This is a genomic window from Spirosoma agri, assembly GCF_010747415.1.
Classification (GTDB): Bacteria; Bacteroidota; Bacteroidia; order Cytophagales; family Spirosomataceae; genus Spirosoma; species Spirosoma agri.
In genome coordinates this window covers 795,789-812,007 of the sequence record NZ_JAAGNZ010000001.1, presented here as the reverse complement: position 1 = coordinate 812,007, position 16,219 = coordinate 795,789, and the positions used below count along the sequence as shown (strand labels likewise).

Sequence of the window (16,219 nt, the reverse complement as noted above, 5' to 3'; positions counted from 1 at the left end):
GTTTATAGCTTTATTAGCCACGAAGCCTTTTTATGGCCACCGTTCGGTGTCGCTATCATTTTATGAACAAAATACCGTTATTCACATACAGCTCAACCCCGACTCTATGTGGCGTTTTTACCTCTTAATGCTTATCAGTAGCCTGCTTACCACGAGTCTCCTTGCCGAGCCCGTCGCCTTCGTGGAGAACAAAGGGCAATGGTCCAGTGAGGTCCGATTCCGGGCGGAAATTCCCGGCGGTTATCTATACCTGAAGGCCAACGCCCTGCACTACGTTTTTTACGACGGGGCCGCCCTGTCGAGCCACCATACACCAGCAGCCGGACAGCATACGAACACCATTCCGGGCCACGCGGTTGAAGTGCGGTTCGAGGGCGCTACGCTGACCAGCTCGATCGAAACGAGTCATCCATCGCCTACCATTCGCAATTATTTTACGGGTCAAAAACCGGCTGGTAACGTCTCAGCCTTTGGCGAGGTAATTTACCACGATCTTTATCCGGGTATCGATCTGCGGCTTTACGCCTATTACCAGACCCTCAAATACGAATTTATTGTTCACCCCGGTGCTGACCCGGCGGCCATTCAGATGACGTATTCGGGGGCCAGTCGCGTGCGGATGGACAATGACCAGTTGATCGTCGAAACGAGTCTTCAATCGATTACGGAAAGCCGTCCCTACTCATACGTCAGCCAGAACGGGCGAGCCACCGAAGTAGCTGCGTACTGGCAACTTGACGCCGATCAAGCGGCAACGAACACTCCTCGAAAAGTCCGATTTCGACTGCCGAATGGGTACGATAAAACCCAAACGCTAACCATCGATCCGGAACTGGTTTTTTCTACCTATTCGGGCTCATACTCCGACAACTGGGGTATGACGGCGACCTACGATACCGAAGGAAATCTCTATTCGGGCGGGATTGTCTTTGGACCGAACTTTCCGGCAACAACCGGTGCCTTTAAAACGCAGTTCAGCGGTGTTGTCGACGTAGCCATTTTAAAATTCAGTCCGGATGGCAGCAAACTACTCTACGCGACGTTTCTGGGCGGCAAGGCCGCCGAAGTTCCCCATAGTCTTATCGTCAATAATCGGGGGGATCTGGTGGTTATGGGATCAACCTCATCGACCGATTTCCCGGTGACGGCGGGGGCTTACCAGACCAAAACGCAACTCGGTACTCCAGCTTCCTATTCGTTCGCCACCACGACTAGCATTGAATTTGATAACGGCAGCGACCTGTTCGTGTCTATTCTCAGCCCCGATGGCAAGCAGCTAAAAGCGAGCACATTCGTGGGTGGAGCGAGCAAAGACGGCGTCGGAGCCAGTACTACGACCGGTGTACATGGCGACGGCATATCGTTCCGGAATTATGGCGACGATCTGCGGGGCGAAGTCATTGTCGGGCCAAACGATGATGTATATGTAGCCAGCGTAACGGAATCGGCTGACTTCCCAGCTGCGGCCTTACCAACAAGCGGTAGCAATCAGGCCGATGCCGTCGTTTTCAGACTCAGTTCGGACCTATCACAACTGCGCTGGAGTTCGCGTATTGGTGGCAGTGGATACGATAAAGCGCACAGCCTTAAATTAACGGCTTCCGGCAGCTTATTCGTTTGTGGGGTAACAACCAGTCTCGATATGCCGGCCAGCGCGGATGCGATCAAGTCAAAACCAGAAAGTGCCACCCACGTTGATGGTTTCGTTGCCCGCTTCGACAACCAGCAACTGGCCCGGCTGACGTATCTGGGCACAGCCGCCGAAGACATTGCCTATTTACTGGATATAGACGCCGACGGTAATCCGTACGTATTCGGGTCGACACGTGGCAAGTACCCCGTCACGACCGGCACGTACCAAAATCCGGGCAGCAGCCAGTTTATTCACGCGCTGGACGCTACATTGTCCAAAACTCTGTTCTCGACCGTTGTTGGATCGGGACGGGCAACGCCGGACATTGCACCCACGGCATTTTTAGTGAACGAATGCGGCAATATTTACCTCTCGGGTTGGGGTGGCGTCGTAAACGTACGAACTGGGTTCAACGTCAACAGCAACACGACGGGCCTACCAGTAACCAGCGAGGCTTACAAAAAAACGACAAACGGCAGCAATTTTTGGGTAGCCCTGCTGGAACGGGGGGCGAAATCACTGCTTTATGCCACCTTCGCGGGGAGCCAGGATATTGGCCGGGGTGATCATGTGGATGGCGGCACATCCCGGTTCAACAAGCAGGGCGTTATCTACCACGCGGTTTGCGCCTGTGGGGGCACTAATTTCCCGGCAACAGCACAAGCCTGGTCGAAAACCAACAACAGTTCCAACTGCAATAATCTGGCGTTTAAGTTCGATGTCGATCGGTTACGAGCCGGTTTCGATACGTATCGCGGCACCGAGAAAGGGGTTATAACGGGTTGTACGCCCCTCACGCTCACCTTTCAGAATACCAGTACGGGCGGCAAACAATACCAATGGCTCATCGACGGGCAGGTTGTCTCGACCGATACCGCCCGAACCAGTTATGTTTTCACCAAAGCCGGGAAATATACCGTTAAGATCCGGGCCTACAACCCACTCACCTGCCAGCGTATCGATTCTGCACAGCAAGTAATTACGATCAATCCGGCCAATTTTCAGATCAGCCCCGATACCACTATTTGCCCTGATGCCCGTGCCTTGCTGCGAGCCAGCGGGGCAACGACCTACACCTGGTCACCCGCCGACGGGCTGAGCAGCACGACGATTGCCAGCCCGATGGCCAGCCCGAAACAAACGACAACGTATACCGTCGATATGACCAACGAATTTGGCTGTTCAACCCGCCGGAGCGTGACGGTCAACACCGATGCGTCTTTTCGGCCTGACTTTGCGGTGCAGGTCGGTGAAGACTGCAATCAGGCGGCCCGAATTACGTTTGTAAACAACACCAGAAACGCCGATCAGTATGTCTGGCAGCTGGGCAATGGAGATACCGTTCGAACGGCTATACCCGAAAACTTCCAGTACAATCAATCGGGCCAGTATACCGTAACGCTCACCGCATCCCGAAATGGCTGCTCACTGACCGAGTCAAAGACAATTACGGTCGAGAATCTGAATAACATACCCAACGTCATTACCCCCAATAACGACGGTAAAAATGATGTGTTCAACATTGGGTTGCCGGATGCTCAACTGGTGATTTACAACCGTTGGGGCCGCCGTGTGTTCGACGCGTCTCCGTACCTGAACGACTGGGGGGCTTCAATGGAGAATGGAATCTATTATTACCTGCTCACCACGCCGAACGGCGTTCAGTGCAAGGGATGGATACAGGTACTTCAATGAGGTCAGGTATGTTGGTAGGCCCACCAGATCAAGACGCCCTGAAGGGGTAGCCGCCCCCACCGGAGCCAGGCGGGTAGTTTGCGAAACCGACTGGCCGTTGCCATGTGTATATTGGCCGGAAAGACAACGATCAGCAACAGAATTATCCCCCAGGCCGATATAGATCGGGTGGCGGGGAACAACAGCCCAACGCCCAGCACCACTTCAGCAATTCCACTGAGAATGACCATCAGGTTATGCGCCGGGATGTAAGGCGGCATAATAGCCAGGTACGTTTTGGGGCTGATGAAATGATTCAACCCGGCGGCAATGTAGATAAAAGCCTGAAGGTAAAGACTTAAGTTAGCCATTAATCGTGATTCGTTGTGGTGGTTCGTCCCGTTATCAGCAAACTACCCTATACAAATCACAAAGTACAGCTTCTTAATTAAACCTTCGTTGAGAATAGGAATCAAATCGGCAAAAACAACAAAACGAATGAACACCAGACGAGTAATCGTGGCTTTGGTCGCTCTTTTCCTGTCGATTGGTGCGTACGCTCAGGATCAGACGGCGGCTCCTAAAGGGAAACCCCGACTGACCATAGAAGAACGGAAAGCAAAGCAGGCAGCCATGAAAGCCAAACTGGCTCAGATGTCGCCCGAAGAGCGCAGCACATTTAGAAAGGCTCACCACGAGCGGATGCAGACCCAGCTAAAGGCGATGACGCCGGAACAACGGGCTACGTTTGTGGAGCGTCGGCGGCATCATAAAGCGCATGAAGGAAAGTAAGTTCGTTAGTTAGTTTGCCAGTACCCTACCGTAGCTGAAGCGTGGCCTGCCCTGTTGCAGGCCACTTTTTTTAGGTTTTTTTACAGGATTATCGGTCACCTTCCACAACTTCCGGAGTTGATCGGGCTTATTCAACTACGTGCCCCACAAATCCGGCACTATTGTCCAGAATCAGGCCACCCCGCCGGAACCCAAGCCCACAGGATTCGCCCGCATAGAAAACGCCCGCCTGATAGGTGTTCCCTGCCGAATCCGTTGGGAACTCGACGTATTCCTGATAGATTTTCGCGTAGTCGCCGTAGTCACCATCAACGGTCTGTCGTTCGCTTCCATCGCTGTTCAGGATACGAACATTGGCCCCTTCACGCCCGAACAACACCTTCTCGACCGATGCTTTACCGGCCAGCGGCTTTGTATCGGTTTCAAGCAACAGGGGGTGATTAGGGTACAGCTCCCACAGAATTTTCAGGATGTATTTCGACTGGAACAACAGCGTATAAGCCGGATTCAGGACCAAACCTAAACGCTTACGAACCAAATCGGTAAGAATTCCGATGAGTTCGGGTTCATCTTCGGCAATGGCCTCCCACGGCACCAGTTTGAACCAGAAATCGAGTTTTTCAAACTCACCATTTTTCGGGTTTTGCCAAAAAATACCCTCCTCAGCGGAAAATTCGACGTTATCGATAAAGTCAAACTCAACCTCAAATCCGGCTTCGCGGGCCGCTTCGCCAATCAGAGCCACATTCGCGTCGTCTTCGGGAAAATCGCGCATGGCCGACAACAACAATGTTGGTTGCAGATCAGGATTCATTGCCAGCAACTCTTCGAATTGACCCGTCAGCGTTTCAAAAACGGCATTGAACTGATGACTATCGTCAAGGCCATTCGCGCGAAGGTGGGCATACTGTACCACAGCGGTTTCGGGCAGGCAGGTAGCGGTATCGGCGTTGAACTCGATCAGTTTGATGGGTCGTCCATCGATGCCCCCCGCCAGGTCAAAGCGCCCGTAGAGATGAATATTCCGGTCGTCGTCCCACGATAGTTTAATCAGTTCGACCAGACTTTCGGGTATACCCAATTCGGCAAACCGATTCTGATCGATCACCTGTTGCCCCGCAGCGACAACCATCTCGAACAACTCGTTAGCCGCTTCGTAATAGGCGTCCGCTTCGGCAGGCGTAACCAGAACGGCCTCATTAGCCAGATAGGGCAATGTGTCCTGACCAATCATCCAGTCCCAACCTAAATTACGAAGTTGGGCCTCGGGTGAGGTTGGAAGTGGTTTGAGAGAAATCATAGGTTGTCAAGTATGTTCGTGAAAAGGAATGCTTTGGCTTAACAAAGAAACGACTCTTTATGGCCCGCCTGCATCTTATTTTTGTTGGACTGTTGTTTGCGCTGACGATCGGTAACGCCCAAGCACAATCAGTACCACGAACAACAGCAGTACCGGTTATTTTCGACACGGATATGGGGCCTGATTACGACGATGTCGGTGCCATCACCATTCTTCACGCCCTCGCCGACAGCGGTCAGGCCCGAATTCTGGCTACCATCGCCAGCACCAACTACCCGAACGTGGCCCCCGTGTTGAGCGTATTAAATACGTACTTCCGTCGCCCGGCCATTCCGATTGGTGTACCCAAAGGCGAGGCTGTCACTGACAAAGACGGCCAGCACTGGTCTGATACGCTGGTCGCCCGTTATCCACACAAGATTCGCTCGAATAATGAAGTTCCGGATGCGGTCGCGCTCTACCGCCAGATTCTATCCGAACAACCCGACCGAAGCGTGACGATCATTACGGTAGGCTTTCTGACTAACCTGGCGAATCTACTTAACTCAAAACCAGATCAGTATTCCAAACTTTCGGGCAAAGAGTTAGTCACGAAGAAGGTGAAGGAGGTCGTCAGTATGGCGGGGAAATTTCCGTCGGGTCGGGAATACAACGTCTTCAGGGATACGCCAGCGTCCAAGGCCGTGTTCGAGAACTGGCCGACACCGATGCTGCTGAGTGGGTTTGAAATCGGCGAACAGATTCACAGCGGACTGCCCCTGACCCAAAATACCCGGATAACCAACAGCCCTGTGAAAGATGTTTTTACGATCTGCCTGCCTAAAACGAAGGAGGACGCTGGTGGCCGAATGAGTTGGGACCAGACCGCCGTGTTGGTAGGTATTAAAGGCTATGCACCTTACTACACGGTCAAAACGGGCCAGTTGACGATGAACGCGGATGGCTCCAATGGGTGGAGTGACGCGGGTAAGAATCATCAATATCTCGTCGTAAAGATGCCGGTGCCGACCGTGGAGACCATCATAAACGAACTGATGCAGCACCAGCCTGCCGGGCGGTAACGAAGAACGAGCCGTGGCCATTCCTTGTTACGGATGTACTATGGCTTCCTCCGACGCTCAACCACTTTTACTTTTCGATGGTGTTTGCAACCTCTGCAATGCCGCTGTCACGTTCGTGATCCATCACGACGCTAAAAAACGATTCCGATTTGCATCGCTGCAATCACAAACCGGGCAGGCTACACTCCGGCAGCTCGGTCGTTCAACGGCGCAGTTCGATTCGTTTGTGTTGTGGGAAAACGGGCAGTTCTACGAACAGTCAACGGCGGCTCTGCGGGTAGCCCGCCAGTTATCAGGGGGATGGCCGCTGCTCTACGGATTTATTATTGTGCCGAGTGTCATTCGGGATGCGGTCTATCGGTTCATCGCCCGGAATCGCTATCGCTGGTTCGGCCAGCGGGACGCCTGTATGCTGCCAACCCCCGATTTGAAGGCCCGGTTTCTACCTTGACCAGTGACTTTGCATGTTCGTAGGCTGGTGTTCATACGCCGTGTCTCTAAGATACGGCGTATGAACACCAGCCTACGAACACGTTGAACGACTTACAGTCCCGTCGCTACGGTCGGTTCCGAGACTAAGCCAGCCTTCATCATGAACGAACTCAGCAAAGCCTGATACGTGGCAACCTGCTTCGTCCGATACTGATCGCTCCACCCTAGCTCAGCCGCCATCAGATCGGCAACCAACGGTGTAACCTGCGCCGTCAGCTCCCAGTCCGATAGTTCGAGTCGCCAGCGACGGGCCAGTACATCACGGACGGTAACGGCCATTTCCTGCCGTACCTGATAGATGACTTCCGCTTTGATGTATGGCTGATTTTCGGTTATTCTTTCCCGTAGATCGGGGTGTGCAGTAAGCAGATTGGCTACCCGTTCGGCCCGATCGCCGTACGTTTGCATCAGATGCTGACAAACATCGGTAGGGAGTGAGAACCGTTGTTGTAGGGTTTGCCAGTCCTCAAAGCGGTAGGTTTCGCCCCCGACCAGGTAGTGCGTTTCCGTTGACCCCTTAACCGGATTAGCCAGCCGTTCGCCCACCCGATCAATCGCATCCTGCGCCATCAGCCGGTAGGTCGTCCATTTCCCGCCGAGCAGACTCAGCAGCCCCGATTCAGCGTCATATTCAACTTCGTGGTCGCGCAGAAGCGTTTTTGTGTTCGCCCGGCTGCTCTCGATCAAGGGTCGAATACCCCCAAAACCAGCCTGTACCTGCGACTTATCCGGTGTTTTAGCCAGGTAGGGCCGTAACGTATCGAGCAGGTAATCGACCTCCGCCGGTTCCAGCAGGGGCTCATGCCGAAGGTCCGAATAATCGTCGTCGGTCGTACCCACAAACACGTTATCACCAAATGGAATCGCAAACACAACCCGACCATCAGCCGTTTTCGGGATCAGCATGGCACAATCGCTCTGCAAGGTTTCGCGGGGCAGCACAATATGAACACCTTTGCTGGGCCGGATGCGATGGTCGAGATTGGGGTTCGCCATCAGCCGGATTCCATCCGCGTAAGGCCCCGTACAATTCAAAAACACCTTCGCCCGAATCGCGAAGGACTCACCCGTCAGTTGATCCTGGACAAGCGCGGCTTTAAGCTGACTACCATCCCGCTCGAAACCCGTTACTGCCAGGTAGTTCACGACCACAGCACCGGCTTCGTCGGCCGAGTGAGCCAGGGCCAGTGCGTAACGGGCATCGTTGAACTGCCCATCGTAATAGAGCACCGCACTGTGCATTCGGGGGGTTAGCGTCGGCATCTTGTCCAGGGCCTCCGGCTTGGTCAGCCAGCGTCCTTTGGGAAAGCGATCCTGACCGGCAAAGAACGCGTAGAGTGTTAGGCCCACCGACATATACATGCCCTCGAACCAACTGAATACGGGTGTTAGCAAGGCAAGCGGGTGGGCCAGATGCGGAGCGTTTCGAACGACGGTTCGCCGTTCAGCCAACCCATGACGAACCTGCTTTAATTGCGCTAGATCCAGCTTTTTAATGGCTTGTTCCAGATAGCGCACCCCACCGTGTATGAGCTTGGTCGAACGCGACGACGTTTCTCCGGCGATATCGCCCCGATCAATTAGCGCGACGCGATACCCACGCAGCTCTGCATCCAGCGCAGCACCGGCTCCACTGGCCCCGGCCCCGATTATACAAATATCAAATGATTCCTCTAGTAGCCGCTTCCGATTGTTGTCCCGATTCATATACCAAAGATACGCAGATTTACGATGCGTACTGGTTAAGAGGATGTTAAGTTACCGTTCAGGTATCTTGCCCATAACGCGGGTAGTAACCCGCCGAGCCGCAGATTACCGGGTCAACGTAGTCAGGATTCCCTGGTATAACCTTTCGTTTCTCGGGTTGCCTCCCACGCTACATCATTCTTCGGCGTAATCGAGGTCTTTACCAAACGTTTCGTCCATCGTGACCAGCGACCAGAAACCCAGCCCAAAACAAACCATGGCAACAACGGCAGCCGCACCCAATACGCCAATACCGGGCTTCATCGCCTGAAACGCGGGAATACTCAACAGGGTTGTGGCCCGCACATTGTTGGCAACGGAGGTCGTAGCCGTAGCGCGCAGATTCGTCCCAAAACTTTCGGCGGTGATGGTTAGAAACATGGCAATATAACCGATACTAAATCCCATACAGACGCATAGCGCGTAGAATGAACGGGCCGATGAGACAGCGCCTGACAAGTAGACCAGAACAAAAACGGCGGTCAGGCCCATCATCAGGCCAATGGCTTTCTTGCGGGAATGAAGACGCTGGCTTAGCACACCACTCGACAGATCACCAATCACCGTGCCGATATAGGTGAACATGACACACCGCCCCGGCTGAATGGCTTCCTCAATACCCATTGCTTTGCCAAACTCATTACCGAAGGTTGCCAGAATACCGATGACAAGGTAGGTCGGGAGCGCAATGCCCATACAGCGAAAATAACGGAGCACGCGGTTACGCCCCTGGAACAACGCCCAGAAATTTCCCCGCGACACATTGGTACGCTGTACTTTTTTGAACATACCCGATTCCAGCACGCTCACCCGCAGGGCCAATAAGCCGATGCCCAACCCACCGCCGACAAAATAGGTTGTCCGCCAGTTGAACAGCGTGACCGTGAAGTAGGCAACTACTGCCCCAAAAAGCCCTATGCTGGCCACCAGCGAGGAGCCATAGCCACGCAGTTCTTTGGGCAGAATTTCGCTCACGAGCGTAATCCCCGCGCCCAATTCGCCCGCGAGGCCCAGCCCGGCTACGAACCGTAACCAGGCGTAGACGTGAGGATCTTCGACCAGACCACAGGCCAGATTCGCCAGGGAATAGGTAATGATGGAGCCGAACAAGACCGACAATCGCCCTCGTTTATCGCCCAGAATACCCCACAAGATGCCACCCAATAGTAATCCCGCTTGCTGGTAATTCAGGATTTTTCCGCCAATAAGTGAGATTTCCGTTTCGGAGAGATTGAGATCGTTTAAACTTGGAACACGGACAATGTTAAATAATAACAGATCATAGACATCCACGAAATAGCCCAGTGCCGCCACAATAACCGGCAGGGTGAACAATGGACGAAGGGAGATGGGGTCAGCGGACGGAACACGTGTTGATTGCATGATGGTCAGGGATAGCCATCGGCAAGTTATAAAAAAAGGCACGGCTCCGTGCCCCATGCCTTTTGTGTTTTTGCCGTTTACGGCGGTTAATTCATGGAGATAAGTCGGGTTGGCTGGTGTTGCTCGATGGCTGGTGTCGCCAGTTTGAACGTGCGTTCTTCAATCTGGCTACCGTTCGAAATTCGGAAGGTGTAGTTGCCATCGCCGATTTCGCTCAGATCGAACTGCTGACGGTAAGCGTTCCGCTGGTTGCCTTTGGTGGGAAGCGTTTCATTGAACATCACTTCCCCTTTTTCATTGACCAATTCGACGTTGATTTTATCGTCGGCTTTATATTTCTCCAGGCAAAGCCAAACGTTGGAAACCTTCTTGGCAGGGAACATCGCAATAGCGAATGCTTTCTTTTCGGGTTGGTCACCAGTATTCAGACCAAACGATGATAGGGATACACTTAAAACGAGTACGAATGCAGTAGCGATGAATTTGATGGAGGATTTCATTGTGTTGAACGATTTAGTTTTAGAACCTTTAGCTGTCAACACAATGATGCGGATAAAGCCGCTAGGCGCTTTCCTTCGTGAGCAACGGTTTATAAAAATGATGAACGGTTTAAGACGATCTACCGACGGAATTCTGGCGCATTACCAACCCGTCTGAAACAAGTGCGAAGGCTAGTTGTGCGGAGAAGACCAATTGTTGGCAAACACAGTACAGAGAAAGCAGGGCTTCAACCGTTAACTAAATTTATAGTTTAATAAATCTGTACGGCATAAAAGATCACCTATCGCCTTCGTTTCACAGATAGGTTTCCACTTAAACACCTGTCCGATGCGTCCTTTATTCGTCTGCTTTTTATTTGTTGCTACGGTTATTCGGGCAACCTCCTTACCTTGCCTTGCCCAAAAGCCTGTCTATGACGTAACAGTAACGGCTGACGGCAAATCCCTGGATCTTAACCAAGGCATTTCGGCAAGTACCAAAACGGTAGAGTTAACAGGTCAACTTACCCCAGAAAGCCAGCAACAATATCCTCAACTAAAACCAGTCGTATTGATCAACAAGGCTGTTTTCAACTTGATACGAGATACAAGACGAGTGGGTTTTATTAATTGGCCGCAGGACGGATCGATTGCCCGTTTGTTCAAAGAAGCCAGATCAGGAGATCGGTTCGTGATTCAGTTTGAGGATGTAGAGGTACAGACGAAACAGGGGACCACTCAAAAAGTAGACGGTCTTAAACTTATTCAGATTAGCGTGAAGCCGTAGCAATGATACAAATTAGATGCGCTATAGATTGATACAACACGTATGGCAGTAAAGCATACAGTAATCTGTTTATCGATTCTGTTGCCTGGAAGTTGCGAAGGGGAAAACAGAGAAACAACCATTTTTGGGAAGGTGATCGATGATCAAGGACAACCAGTCAGTCAACTACCTGTTTCTGTATCTGGCCACAAGAAGTGGACTTTGTCAAGCTATCGTACTTTAGCTACCGCTTACACCGATAGCTCTGGTAATTACTCCACCCGTTTTGTGCCGCCAAAAGAGTACAATCAACTTACGGTGCTACTCGATTTTGGCCTAGGATCACCCAAACCTCAAACTAGAAAAGATTATCAATCTCAGCCCTTCGATCTTTGCTGTCTCTCTACTAGTTCTACACAAGAATATAGTTTCACGCTGATCGCCCGCTAATAAAGCCACAGTTAGTCAACACAAAAATTTATCAAAGTAGGTTCTCAGAAATCACTCTCTTTACGAGGTACCAATCTCGCTTACTCCACGAAATCGAGGTCTTTACCAAACGTTTCGTCCATTCGGCTCAGCGACCAGAACGCCAGTCCATACACCACTACGCCCAGCATTCCGGCAGCAATCAGGGCACCGACCGATGGTTTAAGCGCCTGAAAGAGCAACGTCATCGGAATGAGCGTTCCACGGACAACGCTCGGTACGGAGGTCGTGGCCGTATTGCGTAGATTGGTGCCGTAGAGTTCAGCGACCATGGTCAGAAACATGGCAATATAGCCCGTACAAAAACCGGCCAGCAAGCAAACGGTGTAGATACCACTCGCGGTGTGAATACCCCCGAACAAATAAACCCCACTCAGGAGCGCACTGAAAATCAATAAACCCGTGATGGCCTTGATACGCGACCGCAGCCACTGACTGATAGGCCCACTCAACAGATCGCCACCGGCCAACCCGACATAAATCAACATCACGCAGCGACCGGGCTTAACACCCCCGGCAATATCCAGCGCCTGCCCGAATTCATTGGCGAACGTAGCCAGAATACCGACAATGAACCAGGTGGGAACGCCCACCGCCACGCAGCGAAGGTATTTGATAGCCTGCGGCCAACTACTGAAAAAGTAAAGAAAATTACCCCGGCTAACCCCTTTATGCTCTACCTTCATCCGGCTGAATAACCCCGATTCGAACACGCTTACTCGCAGCAGCAGCAGAACAAGGCCCATGCCGCCACCCACCCAGAAGGCAGTTCGCCAGTTAAAATATTCGACCGTCAGATAAGCCGCCCCCGCTCCCAGATAGCCATTACCCGCTACCATCGACGAGCCGTAACTTCTGATTTCTTTCGGCAAAATTTCGGATACCAGGACCATCGCAGCGCCGATTTCACCGGAGAGGCCAACACCAGCTACGAAGCGCAGTAAGGCATACGTATTTACATCCTGCACGAATCCGCAGGCAATGTTGGTGAGCGAATAGGTCAGAATGCTGCCAAACAGCACGGACATGCGTCCGCGTTTGTCGCCCAGCACACCCCACAAAATACCGCCAACCACGAGCCCTGCCTGCTGACAGTTCAGAATAAACGTCCCGGCTTTAGACACATCGATCTCCGACAAGCCCATTGATTGCAAGCTGGGTACACGGACAATGTTAAAAATGAGCATGTCGTACACATCCACGAAGAAACCCAGTGCCGATACGATAACCGGCAAGGCAAATAACGGGCGGTACGATACGCGAGAAGGCGTTGCGGAAACAGGTTGCATAGGTATAAACCGCGCAGGCAGCCTCGCGGTCAGAATTTATTCTTCCAGATAGTCAAGGTCTTTACCGTGAGTTTCCGGAATGGTCAGGATCGAGTAAAAGCCGAGGATGAAGCTAATTAGACCAACCACCGCACCGGCATTGATGACATCCAGCGATGGTTTGAGCGCCTGATACGTCAGTGTCATCGGAATGACCAGTCCCCGCACCATATTGGGAATGGTTGTTGCCGCCGTAGCCCGAACGTTGGTCCCGAACTGCTCCGCGCCGATCGTGACAAACATGGCCCAATAGCCAATGCCGAAACCCATCGCCAGACAAAGCCCGTAAAGCAGGGTTGCACTGCTGACCCCGACAAACAAATAGACTAGACCAAAGATCAGGGCTATGCTCATGAGCAGGGCAACCGCTTTTTTACGCGACTCCAGCGACTGACTAATGACTCCGCTGACCAGATCGCCAACGGCCAGACCAACGTAACACCACATAATCGCTAGTCCCGGCTGAATCTCTTCGGCAATGCCGAGCGCCTTGCCAAATTCGTTACTAAACGTGGCCAGAATACCGATCACAAACCAGGTTGGCAATCCGATACCGATGCACCTGAGGTAACGACCCAACCGATCGGCGTTCGTGAAAAACGACAGAAAGTTACCCCGGCTTATGTGCTTTTGTTCGCTGACATCTTTGAACATACCCGATTCGACAACGCCAACCCGCAGCAGCAACAGCCCAACACCTAAGCCGCCCCCGACGAAAAAAGCCATCTGCCAATCGAAATATTTAACCGTAAAATAAGCCACAACAGCACCGGAAAGCCCAATGCCCGCCACCAATGATGTACCAACTGCCCGTTTTTCCTTTGGTAGAATCTCGCTCACAAGCGTAATTCCCGCGCCTAGCTCACCCGCCAGACCAACACCGGCCACAAAGCGCATCAGGGCGTAGTAGGTGACGGGGTCCATAAACGTAACGCTCTTGATAAATCCACAGGCGATGTTAGCGATGGAATAGGTAATGATGGAGCCAAACAACACCGATAACCGCCCTCGTTTATCGCCCAGAACACCCCACAGAATACCACCCAGCAACAACCCACCCATCTGCCAGTTCAGAATACTGGCTCCAACGGTAGAAATTTGGTCGGCGGTGAGGCCCAGATCCTTTAAACTCGGTACGCGAACAATACCGAAAAGTAGCAAATCGTAAATATCAACGAAGTAGCCTAATGCAGCCACAATTACGGGCAAACTTAGTAAGCCAGCTTCCGTAGATTGGAGAGGGTCACCGGGTGACTTAGAGGAAAGAGTAGGAACAGCCATACGGCAGAGTCAGGAAGTAAAGTCAGAACAATTCTGCAATTATACGAAATGACCAAAGAAGATTGGGAAATTGACCTGCCTTTATTCATTCAGCGGCCTCTATACTGCGTTGACCAAGCTCTTCCGGCAGATGATAGATACGCCATTTCTTCGAGAAATGGCGTATCTAAATCGGTAGGCGCATGTATTTGTGGTGGGAACGTTGGGGGCGGGCGCATGAAGAGGTACGCCATTTCTTGAAGAAATAGCGTACCTGATCGGGTACATCGTCTAAAATTACTCGGCTGGTGGCAATGGTTTTTCTTCTGGAATGACGACCGATATTGGTTCATCGGTAGATTCGGACAGGGGTATTGGCCGAGGTGCAGGGACTGGTTTGGGCAACGTTTCGTAGATAGCATACGCCGTTCCGAGCGACCATACTTTCAGGCCGACACGCGCAAAAACCAGCGTCTGCTGCACAACAAGCATGAACAGAATCGTTAGCCAGCCTCTCATCATGACGATGTCATCGATCAAGAAATAAATCCCGAACAAAGCGGCACCGATCAACATGAAGAGCCAGTAGGTTCCGTACGTTTTTCCCAGATTACGGATCACAAGCCGTCCGGCCAGTCCATAGGCACGAAAAGCCCGTCGTTCGTCCTCCCGAAACATCAGTACTTTGGCGTAATCGCCGATGCAGAGCGCAAGCGTAGCGGTGAGGGCAAACAGGACAAAGAAACCCGCACCAACCCAGAACAGGCCACGCTCGGTCAGCGTATCTTCGACAGCGATGCTCGCTAAGGTGCCGACGACCAGCCAGAGTCCACCACCAATAAAGGTGAACAGCAGGGTGACGCCAACTACTTTTAAAAAGCGACCGACATACTGGCTGCATCCTTGCCAGAACATGCCGGCATCGAATCGCGGTTTAGGCTGCGAAAATCGGAGTAAGATTCCCCCCGCCACAAAGACGCTTAGCAAGATGTAGAGAAGACCCAACCAACGGCCAACGCTGAACAGGGGATTGATAACCCGTTCGCTGCGATGCATAAAATCGGTATAAATGGTATAGTCAAACCCATCCAGCAGATTCAGGAAAGCCAGCGAATTCTGATCCTCAATTTTTAGCGTGTTGTAGAACGGCAGCGCCACTAGCAAACCCAGCACCAGCGTAATGACGTACAGAAGCCACAGCAGCCTGAACGACCCGAGCGTTTGACGTAGCGAAGCGAAAAGAGTAGTCATCAGAATCAGGTCAAAAGATCGTCGGATTCAGCGGGTTTGTTCGCCGAAAATACGACAGGTGCCGACTCGTTCGTTCCGAGCAATGGATGTTCTGTTCTTATTTTTTCCTGTAACTTCAGAAAGCCATCGATCAGCGCTTCAGGACGGGGTGGGCAACCGGGCACATACACATCGACGGGAATAATTCGGTCTACTCCTTTCACCACGTGGTAACCATGCTGCCAGTAGGGACCACCGCAGTTTGAGCACGACCCCATCGAAATCACGTAACGTGGTTCGGGCATCTGCTCGTACAGCCGCCGGATACGGTCAGCCATTTTATAGGTCACCGTTCCCGATACGATCATAATGTCCGACTGACGGGGGGAAGGACGCGGAAAAATGCCGAACCGGTCGAGGTCGTAATTAGCCGCAAACGCCTGCATCATCTCAATGGCGCAACAGGCTAGTCCAAAACTCATTGGCCAGAGTGATTTTTCCCGCGACCAGTTTAGCAGTTCTTCTGAGTGCATCAGGATGACACTGGCTTCGCCGGACTTATCTGAAAGTAGGGTATCTGACATGG

At 52.2% G+C, this 16,219-nt stretch carries 15 protein-coding genes; 6 read left to right on the top strand and 9 right to left on the bottom strand.

The features are described from left to right. The first annotated feature begins 106 nt into the window (after positions 1-106). Positions 107-3,328, top strand: a complete 3,222-nt coding sequence (locus tag GK091_RS03430; RefSeq protein ID WP_164035214.1) for a gliding motility-associated C-terminal domain-containing protein — start codon at positions 107-109, stop codon at positions 3,326-3,328. 2 nt (positions 3,329-3,330) lie between these two features. On the opposite strand, the gene GK091_RS03425 is transcribed toward GK091_RS03430, so the two are convergent. Continuing rightward, positions 3,331-3,678: a DoxX family protein gene (locus GK091_RS03425; RefSeq protein WP_164035213.1), complete on the bottom strand. Its 348-nt coding sequence runs from the start codon at positions 3,676-3,678 to the stop codon at positions 3,331-3,333. A 127-nt stretch (positions 3,679-3,805) separates the two neighbouring features. Between GK091_RS03425 and GK091_RS03420 the strand changes: the two genes are divergently transcribed. Next, complete coding sequence (locus GK091_RS03420) at positions 3,806-4,099, top strand: hypothetical protein (RefSeq protein ID WP_164035212.1); 294 nt, start codon at positions 3,806-3,808, stop codon at positions 4,097-4,099. A 127-nt stretch (positions 4,100-4,226) separates the two neighbouring features. Here GK091_RS03420 and GK091_RS03415 read toward each other — a convergent pair whose 3' ends face one another. Further along, positions 4,227-5,399, bottom strand: a complete 1,173-nt coding sequence (locus tag GK091_RS03415) for a glutathionylspermidine synthase family protein (RefSeq protein WP_164035211.1) — start codon at positions 5,397-5,399, stop codon at positions 4,227-4,229. Positions 5,400-5,458: 59 nt separating this feature from the next. Between GK091_RS03415 and GK091_RS03410 the strand changes: the two genes are divergently transcribed. Both GK091_RS03410 and GK091_RS03405 read left to right on the top strand, forming a co-directional pair. Next, positions 5,459-6,460: a nucleoside hydrolase gene (locus GK091_RS03410; RefSeq protein WP_164035210.1), complete on the top strand. Its 1,002-nt coding sequence runs from the start codon at positions 5,459-5,461 to the stop codon at positions 6,458-6,460. Between the two features lie 40 nt (positions 6,461-6,500). Further along, positions 6,501-6,911: a thiol-disulfide oxidoreductase DCC family protein gene (locus GK091_RS03405; protein ID WP_164035209.1), complete on the top strand. Its 411-nt coding sequence runs from the start codon at positions 6,501-6,503 to the stop codon at positions 6,909-6,911. A gap of 92 nt (positions 6,912-7,003) precedes the next feature. On the opposite strand, the gene GK091_RS03400 is transcribed toward GK091_RS03405, so the two are convergent. From GK091_RS03400 to GK091_RS03390, 3 genes are all read right to left on the bottom strand, one after another. Further along, entirely contained in the window at positions 7,004-8,659 is a 1,656-nt protein-coding gene (locus GK091_RS03400) for a glycerol-3-phosphate dehydrogenase/oxidase (protein ID WP_164035208.1), read from the bottom strand. A gap of 174 nt (positions 8,660-8,833) precedes the next feature. Continuing rightward, complete coding sequence (locus GK091_RS03395; RefSeq protein WP_164035207.1) at positions 8,834-10,081, bottom strand: MFS transporter; 1,248 nt, start codon at positions 10,079-10,081, stop codon at positions 8,834-8,836. Between the two features lie 86 nt (positions 10,082-10,167). Then, positions 10,168-10,581 carry a hypothetical protein gene (locus GK091_RS03390; protein ID WP_164035206.1) on the bottom strand — a complete coding sequence of 138 codons (414 nt, stop codon included), beginning with the start codon at positions 10,579-10,581 and terminating at the stop codon, positions 10,168-10,170. Positions 10,582-10,909: 328 nt separating this feature from the next. Here GK091_RS03390 and GK091_RS03385 point away from each other — a divergent pair, with 328 nt between their 5' ends. Together GK091_RS03385 and GK091_RS03380 are read left to right on the top strand one after the other, a co-directional pair. Then, positions 10,910-11,347 (top strand): hypothetical protein, encoded by a 438-nt coding sequence (locus GK091_RS03385; RefSeq protein WP_164035205.1) that lies wholly within the window; start codon positions 10,910-10,912, stop codon positions 11,345-11,347. Between the two features lie 42 nt (positions 11,348-11,389). Beyond that, positions 11,390-11,776, top strand: coding sequence for a carboxypeptidase-like regulatory domain-containing protein (locus tag GK091_RS03380; protein ID WP_164035204.1), 387 nt, complete (start codon positions 11,390-11,392; stop codon positions 11,774-11,776). A gap of 80 nt (positions 11,777-11,856) precedes the next feature. On the opposite strand, the gene GK091_RS03375 is transcribed toward GK091_RS03380, so the two are convergent. The 4 genes from GK091_RS03375 to GK091_RS03360 form a co-directional block, all read right to left on the bottom strand. Then, positions 11,857-13,104, bottom strand: coding sequence for an MFS transporter (locus GK091_RS03375; RefSeq protein ID WP_164035203.1), 1,248 nt, complete (start codon positions 13,102-13,104; stop codon positions 11,857-11,859). Positions 13,105-13,140: 36 nt separating this feature from the next. Next, positions 13,141-14,424 carry an MFS transporter gene (locus GK091_RS03370; RefSeq protein ID WP_164035202.1) on the bottom strand — a complete coding sequence of 428 codons (1,284 nt, stop codon included), beginning with the start codon at positions 14,422-14,424 and terminating at the stop codon, positions 13,141-13,143. Positions 14,425-14,700: 276 nt separating this feature from the next. Beyond that, positions 14,701-15,654 carry a hypothetical protein gene (locus GK091_RS03365; RefSeq protein ID WP_164035201.1) on the bottom strand — a complete coding sequence of 318 codons (954 nt, stop codon included), beginning with the start codon at positions 15,652-15,654 and terminating at the stop codon, positions 14,701-14,703. A 5-nt stretch (positions 15,655-15,659) separates the two neighbouring features. Beyond that, complete coding sequence (locus tag GK091_RS03360) at positions 15,660-16,217, bottom strand: NADH-quinone oxidoreductase subunit B (protein ID WP_246202133.1); 558 nt, start codon at positions 16,215-16,217, stop codon at positions 15,660-15,662. Positions 16,218-16,219 lie beyond the last annotated feature (2 nt).